The sequence below is a fragment of the Reticulibacter mediterranei genome (assembly GCF_016587455.1).
In genome coordinates, this window is record NZ_BNJK01000001.1 from 7,006,272 (window position 1) to 7,021,138 (window position 14,867).

Annotated in this window: 7 protein-coding genes; 4 read left to right on the plus strand and 3 right to left on the minus strand. The window is 52.3% G+C overall.

Annotated elements, in window-relative coordinates:
• Positions 1–146: 146 nt before the first annotated feature.
• Entirely contained in the window at positions 147–3,077 is a 2,931-nt protein-coding gene (locus K3T83_RS30330) for a sialidase family protein (RefSeq protein ID WP_220206658.1), read from the plus strand.
• An 82-nt stretch (positions 3,078–3,159) separates the two neighbouring features.
• On the opposite strand, the gene K3T83_RS30335 is transcribed toward K3T83_RS30330, so the two are convergent.
• From K3T83_RS30335 to K3T83_RS30345, 3 genes are all read right to left on the minus strand, one after another.
• Positions 3,160–4,512, minus strand: a complete 1,353-nt coding sequence (locus K3T83_RS30335; protein WP_220206659.1) for a choice-of-anchor Q domain-containing protein — start codon at positions 4,510–4,512, stop codon at positions 3,160–3,162.
• Positions 4,513–4,730: 218 nt separating this feature from the next.
• The gene (locus K3T83_RS30340) at positions 4,731–6,086 is read right to left on the minus strand and encodes a DUF1565 domain-containing protein (RefSeq protein ID WP_220206660.1); all 1,356 of its coding nucleotides are present in this window, start codon (positions 6,084–6,086) and stop codon (positions 4,731–4,733) included.
• A 232-nt stretch (positions 6,087–6,318) separates the two neighbouring features.
• Positions 6,319–10,389, minus strand: coding sequence for a non-ribosomal peptide synthetase (locus K3T83_RS30345; protein ID WP_220206661.1), 4,071 nt, complete (start codon positions 10,387–10,389; stop codon positions 6,319–6,321).
• A gap of 982 nt (positions 10,390–11,371) precedes the next feature.
• Between K3T83_RS30345 and K3T83_RS30350 the strand changes: the two genes are divergently transcribed.
• The 3 genes from K3T83_RS30350 to K3T83_RS30360 are packed head-to-tail and all read left to right on the plus strand — an operon-like array spanning position 11,372 to position 14,864.
• Positions 11,372–12,472 (plus strand): DegT/DnrJ/EryC1/StrS family aminotransferase, encoded by a 1,101-nt coding sequence (locus K3T83_RS30350; protein WP_220206662.1) that lies wholly within the window; start codon positions 11,372–11,374, stop codon positions 12,470–12,472.
• Positions 12,463–13,497: a Gfo/Idh/MocA family protein gene (locus tag K3T83_RS30355; protein ID WP_220206663.1), complete on the plus strand. Its 1,035-nt coding sequence runs from the start codon at positions 12,463–12,465 to the stop codon at positions 13,495–13,497. The genes K3T83_RS30350 and K3T83_RS30355 overlap by 10 nt, the downstream gene beginning before the upstream one ends.
• A complete protein-coding gene (locus K3T83_RS30360) occupies positions 13,497–14,864 on the plus strand; it encodes a nucleotide sugar dehydrogenase (protein ID WP_220206664.1) in 1,368 nt (455 codons plus the stop codon). The genes K3T83_RS30355 and K3T83_RS30360 overlap by 1 nt, the downstream gene beginning before the upstream one ends.
• Positions 14,865–14,867 lie beyond the last annotated feature (3 nt).

A 14,867-nucleotide genomic window follows, 5' to 3' on the forward strand; every position in this document is an offset into this window, starting at 1 on the left:
GAAGTGCGTCAATAAAGCGAAATTCCACGTGTAAACGCTTTATGAATGATTGCGCTTTGCATAGCTTTTTCGCAATACTGCATCCTCATGGATGAGGGGATGTACTGTTGGACCCCGCCTTTCATCCTTTTGAAGGAGAAGCTTTTATGACGGTGAACTTCCCTTGCTCCAACAGGAAATGGAGATGGATGCTCCTCGGAATGTCTTTTGCGTTGATGGCGATAACCCTAATACCAATGCTTAGCGGACCATTTCATGTTGCTAAGGCTGCGCAGGCCGCGACGCAGGCATATACCTGGAAGAATGTTGTGACCGGCGGTGGCGGTGGTTTTGTCGTTGATACAATCTTTAATCAGAAGCAGAAGGATTTGATCTATGCCCGAACCGATATCGGAGGGGCTTACCGATGGAACGCCAGCACCAGCACCTGGACGCAACTGCTCAACTGGGTCAGCCCCGATCAGTGGAATATGACGGGCGTTGAGAGCCTGGCAACCGATCCAGTTGATCCAAAGCGTCTGTATATTGCGGAAGGAACGTATACAAACTCGTGGACTAGCATGAATGGCGTGATCTTGCGCTCGACGGACCAGGGCAATACGTTTCAGCAGACCGCGATGCCTTTCAAAATGGGTGGCAATATGCCCGGACGCGGCATGAGCGAGCGCCTTGCTATTGACCCTAACAACGACGCTATCCTCTATTTTGGTGCTCGTAGCGGAAATGGGTTGTGGAAAAGTACCGACTACGGGGCCACATGGAGCAAAGTGAGCAATTTTCCCGATACCGGTCCCTTTGTCGAAAAAGCGGGCGATGCTTACCAGGGCGATCCTCTTGGCATCGTTTGGGTGACATTCGACCCGGCAACAGGCACTTCTGGTAGCCCGACGAAGACGATTTATGTTGGGGTTGGAGACAATAGCAGCGGGGCGAAGAATATTTATCGCAGTACTGATGGCGGCGCGACCTGGGCGGCGATTCCGGGCGAACCCACATGTAGTGTGAGTGGAACGACCGTCACCTGTACAGGTGGGGCAACCTGGGACACTGGCTCCAATGTAACCACCGGCTATCTGCCGCATCAGGGCAAGCTCGATTCAACTGGAACGCTCTATGTAACCTACAGCGATTGGGACGGGCCATATAATGGCGGGCATGGCGATGTCTGGAAGTTTACGCCGAGTACGTCAACCTGGACGAAGATTAGCCCCATTCCTGGCTCTGATTCGTCGAATGACTACTTCGGCTATGGTGGCCTCGCTGTCGATATGCAGCATTCGGGGACGCTTGTTGTTGCCAGTGTGAACTCGTGGTGGCCCGACGCGCTGCTCTTCCGCTCAACGGACGGTGGCGCGACCTGGAAGCGTATCTGGGATTGGGCGAGCTATCCGAGCCGCACTTTGCATTACACGATCGATGTCTCAAACGCTCTCTGGCTCAACTTTGGTAACACCGCCCCAGTCGATCCCGTACCCGCCGTCAAGTTGGGCTGGATGATCGAGGGCATGAATATTGATCCGTTTAACTCTGATCGCATGATGTATGGCACCGGTGCGACCCTTTACGCCACCAATAACCTCACGGCCTGGGATACTGGTGGGCAGGTGGCGATTAAAAGCACGGCGTTGGGGATTGAGGAAGAGGCAGTAACGGGCCTGATCAGTCCACCGACCAATGCGCACCTGTATAGCACTGTGGGCGATGTCAGCGGTTGGCGTCACGACGATCTGACGAAATCGCCTACCGCGATGTATTCTATCCCTTACGCTGGTACCTATTCCGCTATTGATTATGCCGAACTCAACCCGAATTTTCTTGTGCGTGTTGGCTACGGCGATCCCAGCGCCAGCCCGGTTGTCACCAGCACAGCCTTCAGTTTCGACGGCGGCTCAAGCTGGTTCGCTGGCAATAAAGATATCTCGGGTGTCTCTACCAGCGGAGGCAGTGTGGCCGCCGCCGCCGATGCCAGTCGTGTGGTCTGGTCGCCAAAGAATGCACAGATATCGTACTCAACCGATAATGGCAATAGCTGGACCGCCTCGGCCAACATTCCACAAAACGCAGTTGTGGCCTCAGATCGCGTGAACCCGAAGAAGTTCTATGGTTATGGACAGGGCAAGTTCTGGCTCAGCACAGATGGTGGCGCGACGTTTAATGCGACCAGCGCGACAGGTCTGCCTCAGGCAAATGATCCGGTCGTCGTTAAGGCCATGCCGGGTCATGAGGGGGATATCTGGATCGCTGGTGGCAGCACGGGGAACGCATATGGAATCTGGCATTCAACCGACAACGGCAGCACCTTCACGAAGCTGTCGAGCGTGACCTCCGCCGACTCGATAGGTTTTGGCATGGCCGCTTCCGGGCAGAACTACATGGCACTGTATGCGCTGGGTGTGATCGGCGGAGTGCATGGGATTTTCCGTTCCGATGATGCCGGGAATAGCTGGACGCAGATTAATGATAGTCAACACCAGTTTGGTTCTACCTGTTGTGTCACCGGCGACCCGCGTGTCTACGGGCGTGTCTACGTTGGCACAAACGGTCTTGGCATCTTCTACGGCGACATTACCGGAGTATCACAGCCAACGGTTACTCCGACGGCGTCTGCAACCAGAACCACGCCAACAGCAACGCCAACGACAGGGGCAACACCGACCATGACAGCAACAGCAACGCCGACGCCGACAACTACCCCGGTCACTGGTAGCAACGGCGTCACTGCGACCGGGGTAGTGGCCAGTTCCAGCGGGTGGTATTCAGAAGAGGATGTGAAGTTTAACAATACATCCGCGATAACGGCCATGACCATCACGATTACCGTGCAGAAGACGACGGGAGTGACCTATAATGGCATGTATACTACCGCTGGCAACATCTCCCTGAGCCATGTAGACAACGGTACGACAATTACCTACACCTTTACGCTGGCTTCCAATCAGAGCGTCGCGCCCGGCACCAACCAGATTGCAGCTGCGCAACTGGGTGGCACCGGTACAACGCACGCGACGACGGGAGATCTCTGGTCGATCACGACAACGAGCAGCGGGAAAACCAACACCGTGAGCGGTCATTTCTAACCCCATCTCATGAGAAAAATCCCGCTGGCTTGAGTAAACACTTGCCAGCGGGATTTAATGAGGGAATATCAGTTGCGTCGTTTTAAGGTTGAAAAGGACCGATATCAATGCCGCCCTGTCGTGGTGTGCCGTCATAATCGTAAGAAGGGGCACCCAGAGTCGTTCCGCCATTGATGGCTGGACTTCCGACCTGCAAATGGTAGTCGCCAGTGCCATCAGCCTTATACATCTTAAACCGGACATCGGTGGTGATCGTGTTAGTGTCCTTGCTGCCAGAGGCCGAGGGCCAATTACCGTTCTCATCGCCAAAGGCCGCCTTGCCATTGCCGTAGACGATATTATTCGTAAACTGGTCATGCGATCCAACGCCTATGCGCTCACGCACTCCGTAGAGCGCATTGTAGATGATGATATTGTTGGCAACGACGAAATTATCACCATCGTTGCCATTCGTGTTATCGGTATTGGTGCCGATGCTGATGCCATGTTGTTTGTTGTTAAAGACGAGATTATTAGCGACCACCGTATCGGTCGCAGCATGCCAGAGATTGATGCCGACACCCGCGTTGTCGAAGGCGATATTGTTGAGGATGTGCCCACGTGCATTGGAGTGGTAGATGGCATGAACGTACTGGCAAAGTTCAGGATAGCTGCTGCCAATGTTGTTGACGACGTTCCCAATGATGTCATTGTCATGAGAGGTGTAGCCATTATCTGTCATACCTGAGCCGCCAGTGGTATCACATATGCCAGGGATATCATGGATATGGTTGGCAAGTGTACGGGTATAAGAGCCATAATTGACCAGTCCATCGCGCGCCCCATCGCTGGTGATGTCAAATCCAATGATATCAATATAGTCGGCGTCGGTGGTCCAGGGAACCTTACTGCCGGTGGTTTTGATCTGCGCCGCCCATTTGGTATCCGACAGAAAAGTGATGCGTGCATTGGCAGTGCCGCTAGTGTTAATGGTGATGATTTGGGTGTAGACACCTGGTAAGACATGAACGAGGCTGCCGGGTTTGACGACCTGAGCTGCTTTCTGGATAGTGGCAAAAGGACTGGCCTGGGAGCCACTGTTGGAGTCGCTCCCAGAAGGTGAGACGTAATACTGTGTGGCTCCAGAAGCAGCGGTGAGATACATTTGCGGGTATTGAGAGGCAGGTGGCGTGGATGCTCCTGTTGATTTTGCATTCTCCTGATTGTTGTCGGCTTTGGGTGTTGCCCCTTGTTGTGGGATTTGCAAGTCGATTGCTATTGGATTATGTGGGGCCAGGCCCGTGATCTCTTGTTGTTTTTGTTGCTTCTGTTTATTTGTTGTCGATTGCTTTTGATTCAGTACGCCACTGAGCGGTATGACGATGAGCGGTATCACAATAAGGGAACAGGCCAGAATGATACCACCAATAATATAATATTTTTTGGGAAAATGCATACATTTCCTCTTCATTACATCTTATCGTTGTTGTTCTGTTCATCTCTATCGTTGTCGGAGTGTGAGAGAAGCCTCTGCACGCAGGAGGGTTTCAAAGTTACATGAATAATTATAAAATGGGAAGTTGGTATCAGGGGCATTTCTGGTACCAACTTCCCATTTTATAGTGAATGACAAGATGTTCGCGAGTGAGTAGAGGGAATATCAGTTGCGTCGTTTTAGGGTTGAAAAGGACCGATATCAATGCCGCCCTGTCGCGGTGTGCCGTCATAATCGTAAGAAGGGGCACCCAGAGTCGTTCCGCCATTGATGGCTGGACTTCCGACCTGCAAATGGTAGTCGCCAGTGCCATCAGCCTTATACATCTTAAACCGGACATCGGTGGTGATCGTGTTAGTGTCCTTGCTGCCAGAGGCCGAGGGCCAGTCGTAGTTCTCGTCGCCAAAGTTCGCCTCGCCATTGCCGTAGACGATATTATTCGTAAACTGGTCATGCGATCCAACGCCTATGCGCTCGCGAACCCCTAAGAGGGCGTTGTAGATACTGATATTATTGGCGACGATGAAGTTATCACCCTTCTGTCCGTTGGTGTTATCGGTATTGGTGCCGATGCTGATACCGTGTTCTTTGTTGTTGAAGACGAGATTATTAGCGACCACCGTATCGGTCGCAGCATGCCAGAGATTGATGCCGACACCCGCGTTGTCGAAGGCGATATTGTTGAGGATGTGCCCGCGAGCATTGGAGTGGTAGATGGCATGAACGTACTGGCAAAGTTCAGGATAGCTGCTGCCAATGTTGTTGACGACGTTCCCAATGATGTCATTGTCATGAGAGGTGTAGCCGCCATCCGTCACACCTGAGCCGCCGATAGAGTCGCATTTGCCAGGGATATCATGGATATGGTTGGCAAGTGTACGGGTATAAGAGCCGAGATTGACCATTCCGTCACGTGCCCCATCGCTGGTGATGTCGAATCCAATAATATCGATGTAATCGGCATCGGTGGTCCAGGACGGATCGCTGCCAGTGGTTTTGATCTGCGCCGCCCATCTGGTATCCGACAGAAAAGTGATGCGTGCATTGGCAGTGCCGCTGGTTTTAATGGTAATGGTTTGGGTGTAGGCACCTGGTAAGACATGAACGAGGCTGCCGGGTTTGACGACCTGAGCTGCTTTCTGGATAGTGGCAAAAGGACTGGCCTGGGAGCCACTGTTGGAGTCGCTCCCAGAAGGTGAAACATAATACTGTGTGGCTCCAGAAGCAGCGGTGAGATACATTTGCGGGTATTGAGAGGCGGGAGCAGATGGCGTGGATGCTCCTGTTGATTTTGTGTTCCCCTGATTATTACCTGTATTAGGTGTTGCCCCCTGCGGTGGAATTTGCATATCGATAGCGCTAGGATCGTGCGGAACCAGACCCGTGATCTCTTTCTGTTTGGGTGGCTGTTTATCTGCTATCGGTTGCTTTTGATTCAGTACGCCACTGAGCGGTATGACGATGAGCGGTATCACAATAAGGGAACAGGTCAGGATGACCCCACCAATAATATAATATTTTTTGGGAAAACGCATACATTTCCTCTTCAATACATCTTGTCGTTGTTGTCCTGTTCATCTCTATCGATGTCTGAATGTGAGAGAAGCCCCTAAACACAGAACGTGTTGCAAATTTACATGCTTAATTATATATGGGAAGTCGTTACCAGGGGCATTTCTGGTACCAACTTCCCACTTTTTAGCTAATGACAAGATGTTCTTTTGTTGAGTACAACGTGGCGCCCCCCGTTGCACGGTTCATGCAGGACTATATAGTAGTTGTCTGAGCCTCTTTTTCCTGCGCTTTCTCTACACAGATCCGTAGCTGTTCTGCTAAAACGGAGAGATAGCGCGTTCTGCTGCTGATATGGTTGCCTGGAATGATGTGAACGTCTATCACATTCTCTTTAATCCAGCGAATCCAGCCATTTTTGCGTGCTGGTTCCTCTTCGGTCCAGAAGAAGGTAACTTTGCCAGGATAGGGCGTGGAGGGCCAGTAGCCCGCGACCGCCCATTCGTAGACGCTAAGCCAATCCTCTCGTAACACGTCTTTGCCAGGGAACAGCGCATCTGGTTGCCCAGCTTCCTCCGCTGCAAACGCGTGGGCCTCGATCTGGCTCTCAACGCTCTCAGGCTGTTTGTCTGGCTGGTGAGCCGCAGGCTTTTTCTGAAGGCGTTTCTTCATATCATAGAGATAGAGGCGCAGGTGTCGATACAACAAGAACCAATCAACCTGCTTTTCCGGGTTGAGCCGCAGCAGAGAGACACCCCGGTCGATGAGTTGCCACTCCTGTTTAAAGCGGAAGGCGGGAGCATCGGCATCCATCAAGACCAGCAGATCAACGGCCTGGCCTTGAGCGAGGAGCTGTTTCGCCATCTCGTAGGCGATCAATCCGCCGTTACACCAGCCACCGAAGAGATATGGTCCCTCCGGTTGTATGCTACGCATCACTTCCAGGTGGGCCGTTGCCATCTCCTCTAGCGTTGGTGGCACGGCCAGACCCTCGAAGCGGTACGGCTCTAGTAGATAGAACGGTTGGTCGGAACCGAGGGCACGAGCCAGTTCCAGGCTATAGAAGGCTCCTCCCTCCCATTGCCCATGCAGGAAGAAGAAGGGCCGCTTCGATCCGCTGGTTTGTACAGGGAGCAGCGGCACACGCGTCTCTTCGCCTTGCGCGTCCTGTTGTAGAGCGCTGGCTAGCTGTTCAATGGTGGGGCCAGCAAAGAGCGTGGAGAGTTGCAACTTCTTGCCCAATGCCTGTTCGATGCGATTGACCAGACGAATTGCCAGTAGCGAATGACCGCCCATTTCAAAGAAGTTGTCGTGAATCCCGATGGGATGGGTTTGCAGGAGATCCTTCCAGATGTCCGCTAACTGCTGTTGCAGCAAGGTCTGTGGTGCGACAAAGCTGCTCTCCCTTTCCACGCTGACCGTATCGGGAGCGGGCAATGCGCGACGATCAATCTTGCCATTGGGCGTTTGCGGGAATGCTTCCATAAGCATAAAGGCTGCCGGGACCATATAAGCCGGGAGCTGCTGTTGCACATGGCGATGTAGTTCATCGACTGCTGGCTGTTGTCCCGGGCGCGGCACCACATAGGCGACCAGACGCTTGTCGCCTGGTGTATCCTCGCGCACAACCAGCACCGCCTGTTGTACCGCAGGATGCTGGCTTAAAACGCTTTCGATTTCGCCTAGCTCGATGCGGAATCCACGCACCTTGACTTGATGGTCCAGACGCCCAATAACGACGATCGTACCATTCGGCTGATAATAGGCCAGATCTCCGGTACCATAAATGCGTGCGTTCGGATCGTCGCTAAATGGATGCTGGATGAAGCGCTCTGCTGTTAGCTCCGGGCGATTGAGATAACCGCGAGCCAGCCCATCTCCACCGATAAAAAGTTCCCCCGGCACGCCGATTGGCACAGCCTGACGGTGCGTGTCAAGTATGTAGATGTCGGTATTGGCAATTGGGCGGCCAATCGAGATGGGTTCGTCGCCTGGTTTGATCTCCCAGGCAGTGGACCAGATGGTCGTCTCGGTTGGTCCATAGACATTCCAGAGCGAGGCAACCTTTGACAGCAATTGCTGGGACAACTCGGGCGGGAGCGCCTCTCCACCACACAATATCTTGAGGTTGGGATTGCCCTGCCATCCCGCAGCAAGCAAAATGCGCCAGGTAATCGGCGTGGCCTGCATAACGGTGATCCGCTCTTGAGTAAGCGCCTGGATAAGGGCCGTTCCATCCACCGCCGTTGCTGCGCTGGCGACGATGACGTGTGCGCCAACGATCAGGGGGAGATAGATTTCGAGGCCAGCAATATCAAAGGAGAGGGTCGTCACCGCAAGCAGCCGATCCTCAGCCGTCAGTCCGGGTTCATGGCTCATAGAGATGAGGAAGTTGACGACGGCGCGATGACAGATCTGAACTCCTTTGGGGCGACCTGTGGAGCCGGAAGTAAAGATGACGTAGGCGCGATTCTCCGGCGTTGCCAGCGCGGAGGGATTGGTATCTGGTTGCTGTCGCAGCGTATCCTGATCAGTATCAAGGCAGACCAGGCTGGCGGTATGATCCGGCAGTCGGCTGGTCAGATGAGACTGCGTGACCAGGACAGGCATCTCCGCGTCTTCCAGCATAAAGCCAATGCGCTCTGCTGGATATGTAGGGTCCATCGGCACATAGGCCCCTCCAGCTTTGAGGATACCAAGCAAGCCAACGACCATTTCCAGCGAGCGTTCGACAAAGATGCCCACCAGCACCTCGGGTCCGACGCCCTTCTCGCGCAGATAGTGTGCGAGACGATTTGCGCGGGCATTGAGTTCGCGATAGGTGAGATGTTGGTCTGCGAAGGTGACGGCGAACGCGTCCGGCGTGCGCGCCACCTGTTCCTCGAATAACTGATGCAGGGGTTTGTCGTGGGGATACGGGACGTGTGTTGCCTCGTTCCACTCTTCTAATAACTGGTGACGTTCTTGCTCTGTGAGCAACGGCAACGTGGCGATCTGTTCGGTGGGATGCGAAACCGCTGCTTCTAGCAATGTGAGCCAGTGGCCCACCATGTGTTCGATTGCATCAGCAGTAAACAGATCAGTGCGATATTCAAAATAGCCGTGCAGACCGTCTGGATAGTCAGTCAGGATCAATGAGAGATCGAATTGGGCATTCTGAGTCTCGATATGGGTCGGCAATAGGCTCCACTCGGTCGGCAATGTGGGCAGCGATGGTTCAAGCGCGAAGAGCACCTGGAAGAGCGCATTTTGACTGGCATTGCGGTCTGGCTGAAGCTCCTGCATCACATATTCAAAAGGTACATCTGCATGTTGGGATGTAGCGGCGAGCATGTCGCGCGTGCGCTTGATAAGCTCCTGAAATGTGGGATGCTCTGAGAGGTCCGCGCGCAAGACCAGCGTATTGACGAAATTGCCGATAAGTGCCGCCGTTTCCTCGTGCGAGTGATGCGTCGAATAGGTGCCAATGCACAGATCTTGCTGTCCGGTGTAGCGGTAGAGCAGGGCCGTAAACGCGGCGAGCAGTGGAACGGAGAGGGAGACATCTTCCTGCTTACTCAGTTCCTTGAGTGCGCTGGTGAGTTGCGGCGAGAGCGCAAACTGGTGTGTGGCTCCTTGATTGGATATATTCAAGGAGTGCGAACGGTTAGCTGGTAGTTCAAGGGAACTGGGAGCCTGTTGCAAGAATTGTTTCCAATAGGTCAGATGCTCTGCCAGCGTATCCTGATGGAGCCATTCAAGCTGCTGGCGCGCAAAATCGGCATATTGCATTGAGAGTGCGGGAATCTGAGCTGTTTGATTGGTTGTATAGGCCCGATAGAACGCCGCAAGCTCCTGAAGAAACACGCCGGTTGACCAGTTATCAAAAACGATCTGATGGGCAACGAGAATGAGCAGGTGCTTATCTGCTGCGAGGCGTACGAGCGTAGCTCTGATAAGTGGGCCTTGTGTCAGGTCGAATGGGTGTTGCGCTTCCTGTTGCGCGACTCGTAGTGCTGCGGCCTCCTGCTCCTCTGCCGGGAGATGCTCAAGATCAGAGATGGAGAGAGGAAGAGAGAGGTGAGGAGCGATCACCTGCGTCAATTGTTCCTCAACGACGGCAAAGGTTGTGCGTAAGATCTCATGACGCTGCACAATTTCGTTGAGGCCGCGCTCAAGTGCTTCCTGCTGAACTGTTCCGTTCATACGGAGGAGCAACGTCGTGATATAGTGGCTTTGCTCCGGGTTCCATTGCTGGAGAAACCACAAACGCTGCTGAGAGAAAGGCGCAGGAAAAGTTTTTACATCTTTTTGTAAGCCTATATCACGGGAATATGTTGTACTCATTGCAATAGACTTTCTTTCCTAGTTTTGTAATGACGACCGGCTCTTCCTAAAAGAAAAGATTGGTGAAAGCGGAGAGCCGTGCCAGGACTCTGCAAACAAACATAATATGTACTTTTATAGTGATACCTGGGATATCAGCTGGTGGATAGGACAGTAAAAAAGAATGAGAATGTCACATCACCACGATAACAGCATTGAATCATCGAAATTTTATCATTAAGGAACGGCAGAGTGCAACAAGACATGCTCTTTATAATGTGGAGGGGATATCCTGATGCAACTCTTCAAGCTCTTAAATAAGAAGATTCAATGATTATTTCTAAACTCATTACATTCTCCCATATTCATGCTGAACTCTAGCAAGTTTTGCTAAGCCATTCAAGTTTCTGGAACTTTTCTCCCAGGTGGTGGCGAAATAGCAGGGGGATGCGTTGATGGTCATGGTCATGGTGGTTAAACTTGACACTAGCAGAATGATTTGGTATGCTCAATTGTGTCAGGTCTGTTAGTAAGTACGTTACAGTAGATTTGCATAAAAGGTTCTGTTTAGCGCATTAGAAGCATATAAATTTACTGTAAATTGCGCGAAAAACGTGCATAGTAGCGATCTGATGCCATCAATGAAGATGTGTCTTATTGTTTCAATAGAGATTGTGGTGTCTCTTAGTACTTATCGAAGATACTGTTTCTGGCTTCTTTCTGGCAAAGCTTTTTTTACTCTATGTGGGGGGGATGAAGTAACTATGTTAAGTATATACATATGTAGTGCTATTGCTTTAAAATTTTGATGCTGCCGTGAAAAGCCACCACCGTACCTAATATCGATCTTCACCTATGCGATAGGATTCTAAGACCCACACTTTCGGACCGGGGGCTTTCTGCGCTCAAAAAGCGGCAGATAACCATGTAAAAACGATTCTCGATCAGAAAATCTAATAATACTGTTTTTCTTTTGTAAAACAAATAACACTGGGAGTTATCTATGATTCCGATTGCGCGCCCTCTTATTGGGAGTGAAGAAGAAGCCGCAGTTCTTCGTGTACTGGCGTCGGGCCAGCTGGCTCAAGGGGAAGAAGTCGTAGCGTTTGAGCGGCAGTTTGCAGAAATGTGTGGTGCGCGTGAGGCGGTAGCGGTCTCTTCTGGGACAGCCGCGCTCCATCTTGCTTTACTGGCACACGGGGTTGGCCCTGGTGATGAGGTCATTACGACCGCATTTAGCTTTGCTGCCACTGCGAATGTTATTCTGCTGGTGGGGGCCACACCTGTCTTTGTTGATATTGAGCCGGATACCTATAATATCAATCCCGCGCTTGTAGAGGCCGCGATCACGCCACGCACCAAGATTATTATGCCGGTGCATCTGTATGGTAATCCCGCTGATATGCAGCGTTTAGAGGAGATTGCTGCTGCTCATGGGGTGAGCATTATCGAAGATGCAGCCCAGGCTCATGGCGCAAAGATCGGCGATAAGACTGTTGGGGGGTCTAATACATCCTGCTTCTCCTTCTACCCGACAAAAAATATGACGACGGGTGAAGGGGGAATAATAACGACGAATCATCCAAACATTGCTGAGCAGGCGCGCCTATGGCGCAATCATGGGCAGCCAACACGTTATTATCAGACCGCACTAGGCTTTAACCAGCGTATGACAAACCTACAGGCGGCGATTGGCAATGCGCAACTGAAAAAGTTGGAGCAGTTCAACGAGCAGCGTATTGCGAATGCGCGTTTCTTGACGGAACATATCAAAGATTTTGTGCAGACTCCCGTTGCTCGTCCTGGATATCGACATATTTATCATCAATATACTATTCGCGTCCTCGAGAATCGCGATCAGTGGGTAACGACCCTGCATGAGCGTGGTGTCGGGACCGGAGTGCACTATCCCCTGGCAATCTATCAACAACCATTCTATCAAAACTCTCGTTCGCGATTTCGTATCTCAGCACCCGATGGAGCTGTAAACCTGCCTGAGACGGAGGCAGCTGCAAAGCAAGTGTTGTCACTTCCGGTCCATCCAGCGCTCAGTCAAGAGGATCTTGCAACGATTGTCAAAGAGGTAGTGGCGCTATGCAATTAAAAATCGCTGTCATCGGCGCTGGTTCTATGGGATTGAATCATCTGCGCGTATTGAATGATCTGACCTCTGAAGGGAAGATCAAGCTTGTCGGTGTGGCCGAGATGCAGGAGTCGGCGCTGCAATATGCGATGCGCCGCTTTGGTCTGGAAGGATATGCTGATTACCGCGAGATGGTGGAGAAGACGCAGCCTGATCTCGTGGCGGTGGTTGTGCCAACGCATCTGCACTTCGAGGTTGCCTCTTACCTGCTCAGTAGAGGTATTCACATTCTGATTGAGAAGCCGATTACGAGCACGGTTGACGATGCGCGCGCTCTGATTGCACTGGCACAGAGCAATAACGTGAAGATTGCTGTCGGTCACATCGAACGATTTAATCCCGCTATTATGCAGGTGCGAGAGCGGTTGCGTGCTGGTGAGCTGGGGAAGATTTTCCATATGCATGCACGGCGACTTGGTCCATTCCCGCCGCGTATACGCGATGTTGGTGTGACGCTCGATCTGGCCACCCATGATATCGATATCATGCGCTACCTGGCCGATGCAGAGGTTGAGCGGGTCCATGCGGAGATGCAGCGTTATATTCACAGCTCACATGAAGATCTGGTTCTGGGTATTCTACATTTCAACAATAATGTGATTGGAATGCTCGATGTGAACTGGCTGACACCAACAAAAGTACGAGATTTGAGCATCACCGGGGAAAAAGGCATGTATCTCGTCAATTATCTGACGCAGGACGTATATTTCTATGAGAATGACTACATGCCCACGAACTGGGATGCGCTGCGATCCATTAGCGGAGTGAGCGAGGGAACCATGACCCGGCTCAAGGTCCGTAAAGCGGAGCCGCTTCGTCTGGAATACGAGGATGTCATCGCTGCAATCTGTAACGACACCATGCCCACCGTAACCGGTGAGGATGGGATCGCAGCCTTGAAGGTGGTACTCCAGTTGACGGCAGTTGCACAACAAAATGCCGCGAAGAGTCAAACAGCATTCAGGTCAATGGAGGTAGAGGGCTGATGGCACACAGGAATTTTGCAACGGTAGCGGTCGTCGGTCTGGGTAAGATCGGACTGCCACTGGCCGTACAATATGCGCAACACGGCAAGCGCGTGATTGGTTGTGATATCAACACCCAGGTTGTGGAAATGATCAATCAGGGCCAGTCGCATGTGCAGGAGGAGCCAGAGCTGGAGGTTGAGGTGCCACGCCTGGTGCGAGAGGGTCTGCTTTCGGCAACGGCATTGACCACTGAGGCCGTTCGCGAGGCTGATGTCGTTGTGGTGATCGTACCGGTTGTGGTGAACGCTGAGCGAGAGGTGAACTTTCGCGCGATAGACGCCGCCACTACAGCGATCGGAGACGGATTGCAACCGGGGACGCTGGTGGTCTATGAGACGACGTTGCCGGTGGGAACAACGGCGCAGCGCTTCTCACACATCCTTGAGCAGCAGTCAAGCCTGAAAGCAGGGCAGGACTTTTATCTCGCCTACAGTCCAGAGCGGGTATCGTCCGGGCACATCTTCCGCGACCTGCGCGTCTATCCGAAAGTGATCGGCGGTATTGACGAGGAAAGCACTCAGGCGGCACTCGACTTCTATCAATCGGTCCTTGATGCTGAGACGATCAGAATGGCATCGACTGACGAGGCTGAATTTGTCAAGCTCATCGAAACAACCTATCGCGATGTCAATATTGCACTGGCAAATGAGTATGCACGTTTTGCAGATACGAAGGGGTTGGATGTAACGGACGCAATTGCAGCTGCCAACACGCAACCATATTCACACATACACACGCCGGGCGTCGGTGTTGGTGGACATTGTATCCCAGTATATCCCTATTTTCTGCTAGCCGGGTGCATAGATCAACACCAAGATTCGCAACAATCAATGCTTTCGATACCACGTTATGCACGTCGTATCAACGATTCAATGGCAGAATATACGGTGGAACGGCTTCAGGGAGCTATTGGCTCTTTAGAGCGCCAATCTGTTCTCATTCTGGGTGTGGCATATCGAGGGAACGTGAAGGAAACAGCGTTCACCAGTGCGAAACTGCTCCAGGATGCTCTTCTCGCGTCCGGTGCAGTGGTATATGTTGATGATCCACTGTATAGCGCAGACGAGTTGCAGGCTCTTGGCTATACTCCCCTCACTCCCGACGTTGAAGGTCAGATCCGAGCCGTTGTTGTCCAGGCGGATCATAAGGCGTATCACACATTTGATTTCAGTCGCTTGAGCCAGTGCCAGGTAGTCCTTGACGGACGCCGGGCGCTTCGTCGTGAGCAGGTAGAGGCAGCTGGTATGGCCTACATCACGATTGGCGATGGCAATAAGCGGATAAACACAAATGAGAGGCAGCAAGATGCCTCTACGGCGCAGTAGAAA

Coding starts and splice junctions, on each gene's coding strand:
- K3T83_RS30330 (WP_220206658.1), top strand. CDS start 147: ATGACGGTGAACTTCCCTTGCTCCAACAGGAAATGGAGATGGATGCTC.
- K3T83_RS30335 (WP_220206659.1), bottom strand. CDS start 4,512: ATGCATTTTCCCAAAAAATATTATATTATTGGTGGTATCATTCTGGCC.
- K3T83_RS30340 (WP_220206660.1), bottom strand. CDS start 6,086: ATGCGTTTTCCCAAAAAATATTATATTATTGGTGGGGTCATCCTGACC.
- K3T83_RS30345 (WP_220206661.1), bottom strand. CDS start 10,389: ATGAGTACAACATATTCCCGTGATATAGGCTTACAAAAAGATGTAAAA.
- K3T83_RS30350 (WP_220206662.1), top strand. CDS start 11,372: ATGATTCCGATTGCGCGCCCTCTTATTGGGAGTGAAGAAGAAGCCGCA.
- K3T83_RS30355 (WP_220206663.1), top strand. CDS start 12,463: ATGCAATTAAAAATCGCTGTCATCGGCGCTGGTTCTATGGGATTGAAT.
- K3T83_RS30360 (WP_220206664.1), top strand. CDS start 13,497: ATGGCACACAGGAATTTTGCAACGGTAGCGGTCGTCGGTCTGGGTAAG.